Source organism: Microbacterium sp. Bi128 (assembly GCF_918698205.1).
Genome location: NZ_CAKKMM010001228.1, coordinates 1 through 1,535, shown reverse-complemented (window position 1 = coordinate 1,535; position 1,535 = coordinate 1). Strand labels below are relative to the sequence as shown.

Sequence of the window (1,535 nt, the reverse complement as noted above, 5' to 3'; positions counted from 1 at the left end):
GGCCTCACCGGCGGCGCCGCCGGTGAGGCCCAGCCGTGGACCCCGGACCTGCTGACATTTGGGAAGGTGATTGGCGGCGGCATGCCGACGGCGGCTCTCGCCGGACGCGCGGAGGTCATGGACTACCTGGCGCCGCTGGGCCCCGTCTACCAGGCCGGGACTCTGAGCGGTAACCCGGTGGCCATGGCCGCCGGGGTCGCGACCCTCACGCACGCCACCCCCGAGGTCTATTCGTTCGTGGATGCCCGCTCGCTGGAACTCTCCGCGGCGCTGTCCTCCGCACTCGATGCTGCCGGCGTGGACCACTCCATCCAGCGCGCAGGCAACCTGTTCTCCGTCGCCTTCGGTACGGGCGCCCTGGGTGTCCACAATTACGAGGACGCCCAGGGCCAGGAAGTGTTCCGCTACGCCCCGTTCTTCCACTCCATGCTGGACTCCGGCGTCTACCTGCCGCCGTCGGTCTTCGAGGCCTGGTTCCTCTCCGCCGCGCACGACGACGCCGCGATGAACCGGATCTTCGACGCCCTCCCGGCCGCGGCGAAGGCGGCGGCCGGCGCTAAGCCATAGCCCCAGCCCTTAAATGACTGATGGCACCCGCCGCTGCGGGTGCCATCAGTCATTTAAGCTGCCGTGACGCTGGAGCGAACTACAGAACGTCCGCGAGGAACCCCTGCAGCCGCTCGGTCCGCGGGCTGGTAAAGATCTGTTCCGGGGGACCGGACTCGACGACGACGCCGGCGTCCATGAACGTCACGGTGTCCGCGACATTGCGGGAGAAGCCCATCTCGTGGGTCACCACCACCATGGTCATGCAGCCCTTGGCGAGGTCGGCCATCAGCGCCAGCACACCCTTGACGAGCTCGGGGTCGAGGGCGGAGGTGGCCTCATCGAAGAACATCACCTCCGGCTTCATGGCCAGGGCGCGGGCAATGGCGACACGCTGCTGCTGGCCGCCGGAGAGGTTGGCAGGGCGCGCGTCGGCCTTGTGTTTGAGCCCCACCAGGTCGAGCTGCTCGAGGGCCTCGGCCCGTGCCTGCTCGGCCGGCAGCTTGCGCAGCTTCCGCAGCGCCAGCGAGACGTTGTCCACCACGGTCTTGTGCGGGAACAGGTTGAACTGCTGGAACACCATGCCGATCCGCTGGCGCAGCTCGTCCGGGTTGTCCTTCAGGACCGAGCGGCCATCGAGCAGGATGTCGCCCTGGTCCGGTTCGATCAGGCGGTTCATGACACGCAGCAGCGTGGACTTCCCTGAGCCGGAGGGCCCGATCACCGAGGCGGTGGTGCCCTTCTCGACATGAAGGTCGATGCCGCGGAGGACATGGTTCGTGCCGAAGGACAAGTGCAGGTTCTTGCCGGTCAGCGAGCCGGAGGCGAATTCGCTCATGGCTGTGCTCCCTTCCCGATCAAGGCCGCGGCGTCGTCAGGCTGACGCTTCTCCGGACGGCCGGTGCGCAGACGCTTGTCGATGTAGTTGACCAAGTGGGTGAGCGGAACGGTCAGGATGAGGTACATGAACGCGGCGGCAACCAGTGGCG

Annotated in this window: 2 protein-coding genes and 1 pseudogene; 1 reads left to right on the top strand and 2 read right to left on the bottom strand. The window is 67.6% G+C overall.

Going from position 1 to position 1,535, the window contains the following annotated elements; translation table 11 throughout:
* Positions 1-567: aminotransferase class III-fold pyridoxal phosphate-dependent enzyme (locus LQV45_RS31525; protein ID WP_230011332.1), on the top strand; the 567-nt coding region annotated here is incomplete at its 5' end.
* Positions 568-646: 79 nt separating this feature from the next.
* On the opposite strand, the gene LQV45_RS31520 is transcribed toward LQV45_RS31525, so the two are convergent.
* Together LQV45_RS31520 and LQV45_RS31515 are read right to left on the bottom strand one after the other, a co-directional pair.
* A complete protein-coding gene (locus tag LQV45_RS31520; RefSeq protein WP_230011330.1) occupies positions 647-1,384 on the bottom strand; it encodes an amino acid ABC transporter ATP-binding protein in 738 nt (245 codons plus the stop codon).
* A pseudogene (locus LQV45_RS31515) lies at positions 1,381-1,535 on the bottom strand (amino acid ABC transporter permease); the annotation flags it as partial. The gene LQV45_RS31520 and the pseudogene LQV45_RS31515, both read right to left, overlap by 4 nt.

Bases quoted from the DNA above. Each gene is read 5' to 3' on its own strand.
- LQV45_RS31520 (WP_230011330.1), bottom strand. From the start codon at position 1,384: ATGAGCGAATTCGCCTCCGGCTCGCTGACCGGCAAGAACCTGCACTTG.